This window comes from Pseudoalteromonas sp. SR45-5, from assembly GCF_014163565.1.
Lineage (GTDB): Bacteria > Pseudomonadota > Gammaproteobacteria > Enterobacterales > Alteromonadaceae > Pseudoalteromonas > Pseudoalteromonas distincta.
In genome coordinates this window covers 1-5,293 of sequence record NZ_JACJDN010000265.1, presented here as the reverse complement: position 1 = coordinate 5,293, position 5,293 = coordinate 1, and the positions used below count along the sequence as shown (strand labels likewise).

Here is a 5,293-nt window from a genome sequence, read left to right as displayed (position 1 = left end):
CTATTTTTTTTGATTTTAACATAGCGAAACGTGAAGTAATCGAATTTATTGTAAAATTAGGTGGCGAAAATAGAAACTTTACGTTAAGTTTAACTGGTCTAATGTCTCATTAATAACCTGATTACATTGTTTTAACTTAATACACTGATTAAACACACTATAAAAATAAAATATGTGCGGAGCCAACAATATGAAAAAAATGCTACTTTCACTCTCTGTTACAGCTGCCTTGGCAGGTTGTGGCGGCGGAGAAACGTTAGAAGATGTTAAGAACGACACAGCAACCGTTATTCCAACAGCAACGGTTACATTTGACCCTGCTGCAGGTATTTTATCGGTACCTAATGATTTATTAATGAGTGGAACCCAAGACGGTACACTTAATATTCCTGGAGAATTAGATGACAACAATGTGTCTATTTCTCGAGCAGCTTATGCAGATCCTCAGCTTGCTCTAGGCGCACTTGACGGTTGGTCTTCTCAGGTTCCTTATAAAATCGATTTAACATTCCCACCAAATGTTAGCTTAGATGAAACGTCTGCTGGGACACCAGGTACAGTTCGCATTTTTGAAGTAGTAATGGGTGCAAGTTTAACTGACGCAGAATGTTCAGTTGTTGCTGCCGGTACAGCTTGTAAATTGGTCGGTGAGCTTACTTTTGGTGTTGATTTTGTTACTCAAGCTTCTGGTGATGCCGTTGCAATTATTCCTTTAAAACCATTTACGGCAGGTAGCTCATACATCAATGTACTAACTACTGGCCTTAAAGATTCATTAGGACGCTCTATCGAGCCTTCTTCTACTTATGGTCTGGTTAAGCAAGAAGCGCCATTAATTACAGAAGCCCAACTTGGTTTGCAGGGCGCTGTTAACAGTTACGAAAATGTAGTTGTAAATTCAGGAAATATAACAAAAGAAGATATTATTTTTTCTAGCGCAATGACTATTCAGTCTGCGGGGCCAGTACTTGGGACAATTAAAAAATTGCTAGCTGCAAGTTTGCAACAGCCTGCGATGCCAACGCCTGCGCTTCAAGTTCCTGAACAACCAATGGTAAATGTGCAACAGGTATTTGCTTCTCAGGGTGTAGAAGTGTCTGCTGCTTTCTCTGGTGTGCAATATCAAAAAGGTAGCATTATGCTACCGATGTATCTAGGTACACCAACGGGTACTGATATTAGTGATTTAAGTGATACATATTGGCAAGGTATGTGTGATAACGCGGTGGCAATAATCGGTTACAAGGCCGTTGCTGGTGATGCATTTCCGACAGATCCTATTAGTGAAAATGATGGTTTATGTTCTGCATTAAGTGACGGGCAATTACGTGACTTAGGACTAGATAGCACACGTCATTTAACAAAATATAACTCCATTCCAAAAGTACAAAGCATGGCAAATGTGCCAGTGCAAGTTACTAAGCCTATTTTACCAATAATTAATGGTGTACGTGCGCAGTTACAATTAGATCCTATCGCAATGCCTGATAGCGGATGGCCAGTTGTTATTATGCAACACGGTATTACAACACAAAAAGAAAGTATGCTTGCTTTAACGGCGCAGCTTTCTATTCAAGGCTTTGCAACAGTTGCTATTGACCATCCAAGACATGGTGAGCGTGGAATAGATGTTGATGGTGATGGAACAGACGACTTTAATGCAACAACGGGTTCTGTGCTTAGTTACATGAACTTAAGTTCATTACTTGTTGCGCGTGATAGCTTACGTCAATCAGCGGCTGATTTATTAGGTTTACGTTTAGGTCTAAACTTTATTAATGATGCAACGATTAATGCGCAAGATGTAACTTACATTGGTCATTCATTAGGCTCTATTGTAGCCCCTGCATTTATTGCACAAGCTAATAACCCATTAGCGCCAACCGTTGACCCATTATTTAATGTAAACACAGTAGCACTTGCAAGTGGCGGCGGCGGTATAGCTAGCTTCTTACTAGAATCAGCTGCATTTGGTCCATTTATTCAAGGTTCAGTACTTTCACAAGCAGGTACAACAGAAGCTGATGAGTTTAACGCGTATTTACAAGTTGATGCAGTGTCTAACTGTGGTGCAGTTTTGCCAGATATGGAAGCATATTTAACCTGTGGTTATAACGAGTATGTAGCTTCGTTAACTACAGCTGGTGAAACAAGTAAGCTAACTAATATTCAAGGAGTGTTTACTCAATTTGCATTTGCTGCGCAAACAGCACTTGATAGTGGCGATCCAACTAATTACGCAGCCACTGTGAAAGCATTAGGCACTCCTGTTTATACTAATGTTGTTGTGGGCGATGGTGTTGATAACAAGCCTGACCAAGTGATACCACCAATGGCAGCTAATAATCCTATTTCTGGCACAATCCCATTAGCTAATTTGATGGGTCTTGAAACAGTAAGTACTTCGCAAGCATTGACTGAAACACCAACAAGCTACTTAGTTAAATTTACTAAAGGGCATCATGGTTCTATATTAACGCCAGCTCAAGATGCTGCACAGGCTGCAACTGTAGAAGGCAGTGCTGCCGCTAATACAGAAATGCAGTTGCAAGTAGCTACTTACTTAGCTGCTCGCGGTCGAATGTTATTTGTTTCCAACCCTGAGGTTGTGACTGATTAATAACCAGTAAAATAATTAACCTTTAAAAGCCACTGAAAAGTGGCTTTTTTTTGCTTTAAAGCATGCTAAATTAGCTGAAATTTATAAATGGAGAAACCAGTTGGAATTTTTATACGAATACGGTTTGTTTTTTGCTAAAACAATTACTTTTGTTATCGCTATAGCAGTTATTCTAATGCTAATAGTTGGCGCTGCAGTTAAGCCTAAAGCCAAAAAAGGTGAAATACAAATTGACGACATATCAGAGCAATTAGTCGATCTTAAAGAAAGTTTTCTACAAAATACGCTGGGTAAAAAAGAGCTTAAAGCTCACCAAAAACAGCTTAAATCGCAAAGTAAAAAAGCAGATAAAGATGAGCCTAAACCTCGTTTATATGTAATTGACTTTGTAGGTAGTATGGACGCTCACGAAGTAGAAAGCTTACGAGAAGAAATAACAGCCATTATCTCTATTGCTAACCCAAGTAAAGACAAAGTACTTATTCGTTTAGAAAGTGGCGGCGGAGTAGTGCATGGCTATGGACTTGCTGCATCTCAGCTACAGCGTATTAAAAATGCCGGTATTCCTTTGAGTGTTGCAATTGATAAAGTAGCAGCGAGCGGTGGTTACATGATGGCGTGTGTAGCCGATGAGATACTAGCAGCCCCTTTTGCCATAGTTGGATCTATTGGTGTGATAGCTCAAATACCAAACTTTAATAAAATATTAAAGAAAAATGATGTGGAATTTGAGCAAATAACTGCAGGTGAGTTTAAACGTACGCTTACTTTATTTGGTGAAAACACAGATAAGGCCCGTGAAAAATTTCGTGAAGAAATTGAACAAACACATGATTTATTTAAAACGTTTGTAAGCACTCAACGCCCAAGCTTAGATATAAACTTAGTTGCGACAGGCGAGCATTGGTTTGCAACTCAAGCGATTGATAAAGGTTTGGTAGATGTTATAAAGACAAGTGATGATGCATTACTGGAGCAGCAACATGAGCGCCAAATTTATAAGATTAAATACAAAATTAAAAAGGGATTAAGCGATAAGCTAGCTCTTGGCCTGAGTAGTGGTGTAAATAAAGTGGGAATAAACTTACTCTCTAAATTTAAATCCCTAAATCCTTAGATTAGAATTTTTTTACGATTCAGTTTAATTCTTTCTACTCGAAAAAAAACCTTGATGTATTGCATCAAGGTTTTTTTATAGCTGTATAAATGTAGCTTATGAGTCAATAGACTTATGATAATCTTCTAAGTCTTTAGCTGCATTAGGGTCGTTAAAGATGCTCTCATCAAGTTCACCTTCAGACTTGGCAACAACACAGGTAACCATACAATCACCGGTTACATTAACTGCTGTACGTGTCATATCAAGTAATCTATCTACACCGATAATAATTGCAATCCCTTCTACAGGTAAGCCAACTTGGTTAAGTACCATGGCCAGCATTATTAAACCAACACCTGGTACGCCTGCTGTACCTACAGAGGCAAGTGTTGCTGTTAGTATAACCATTAGATAATCAGAAATTGTTAAATCTACACTAAACACTTGTGCAATGAATACGGTAGCCACACCTTGCATGATGGCAGTGCCATCCATGTTAATGGTAGCACCCAGTGGGATAGTAAATGAGGCAACCGAGTTATTAGCACCTAGTTTTTTAGTAGCAGTTTCAAGTGTAATAGGCATAGTTGCGCTTGAGCTCGAGGTACTAAATGCAAATAAGCATGTGTGCTTCATTTTTGCTAAGAAAATAAGCGGGTTTAAGCCCGTTAATATTTTTAAAAGCAATGTGTAGTTTACGAAAGCATGTAATAACAGTGCAAGCACTACAACGCCAAAGTATTTGGCTAGGCTAACAATTAAGTTAAGCTCAATTGTTGTAAATAGTTTTGCCATTAAAAAGAACACGCCATAAGGTGCAATGTTCATTAACAGCGTAACTAGTTTTAAGATTACTGTGTTTAAATCTTCAAAAACACTTGCTACGCGTTTGCCTGTTTTACCACTTAATGCCATTGCTACACCAAATAATAGTGCAAACACTATAACTTGAAGCATATTACCCTTGGCCATGGCTTCAAATGGGTTAGTAGGAAACATATCTATAATTACACGTGCAAGGGTAGGCGCTTCTTTGGCATCATAAGTTGCATTAGATGGCAAGCTTATACCTTCACCAGGGCTAAATAATAAGGCAAGTGTAATAGCCACCGTTATAGCAATAGCCGTAGTTAATAAATATAAACCAATAGATTTACCACCTAGGCGGCCTAGTTTTTTAGGGTCACTTAAGCTACAGGTACCACAAACGAGCGATACAAAAACAAGAGGCACAACTAACATTTTTAAGCTGGCAATAAATATTTGGCCACCAACATGGAAAATACCATCAACAAAAAAGGCTTTAATTGGCAAAGAGAATAACCCAAGTGGTATTAGATAATCGTCTTCACCAGCTAATATAGCCTGAAATATAAAACCTACTGCAACCCCAAGCGCCATACCAATCATGATGCGAGTGGTTAAACTCATTGAACGGATTTTTGACATATTCCCTGATCTACATTTTATAAATTTGCCATAGACTACCAGCAAGGAAATATTTACTACAGAAAAAATTGGTATTTATTTAAAATTATTTTGCGCAAAAAAGTAATAAAAAACTGAGATTTTAG

Annotated in this window: 3 protein-coding genes; 2 read left to right on the top strand and 1 reads right to left on the bottom strand. The window is 38.3% G+C overall.

What is annotated here, in order from left to right:
* Positions 1–190: 190 nt before the first annotated feature.
* Both H5072_RS11105 and sohB read left to right on the top strand, forming a co-directional pair.
* Positions 191–2,620, top strand: a complete 2,430-nt coding sequence (locus H5072_RS11105) for a VolA/Pla-1 family phospholipase (RefSeq protein ID WP_182693554.1) — start codon at positions 191–193, stop codon at positions 2,618–2,620.
* A gap of 100 nt (positions 2,621–2,720) precedes the next feature.
* Entirely contained in the window at positions 2,721–3,737 is a 1,017-nt protein-coding gene (gene sohB / locus H5072_RS11100; protein WP_182681383.1) for a protease SohB, read from the top strand.
* A gap of 96 nt (positions 3,738–3,833) precedes the next feature.
* On the opposite strand, the gene H5072_RS11095 is transcribed toward sohB, so the two are convergent.
* Complete coding sequence (locus tag H5072_RS11095; protein WP_024606768.1) at positions 3,834–5,168, bottom strand: dicarboxylate/amino acid:cation symporter; 1,335 nt, start codon at positions 5,166–5,168, stop codon at positions 3,834–3,836.
* Positions 5,169–5,293: the final 125 nt, after the last annotated feature.

What these genes read in the sequence shown, in the direction of transcription:
- H5072_RS11095 (WP_024606768.1), bottom strand. Translation starts at nt 5,168, where the DNA reads ATGTCAAAAATCCGTTCAATGAGTTTAACCACTCGCATCATGATTGGT.
- H5072_RS11105 (WP_182693554.1), top strand. Translation starts at nt 191, where the DNA reads ATGAAAAAAATGCTACTTTCACTCTCTGTTACAGCTGCCTTGGCAGGT.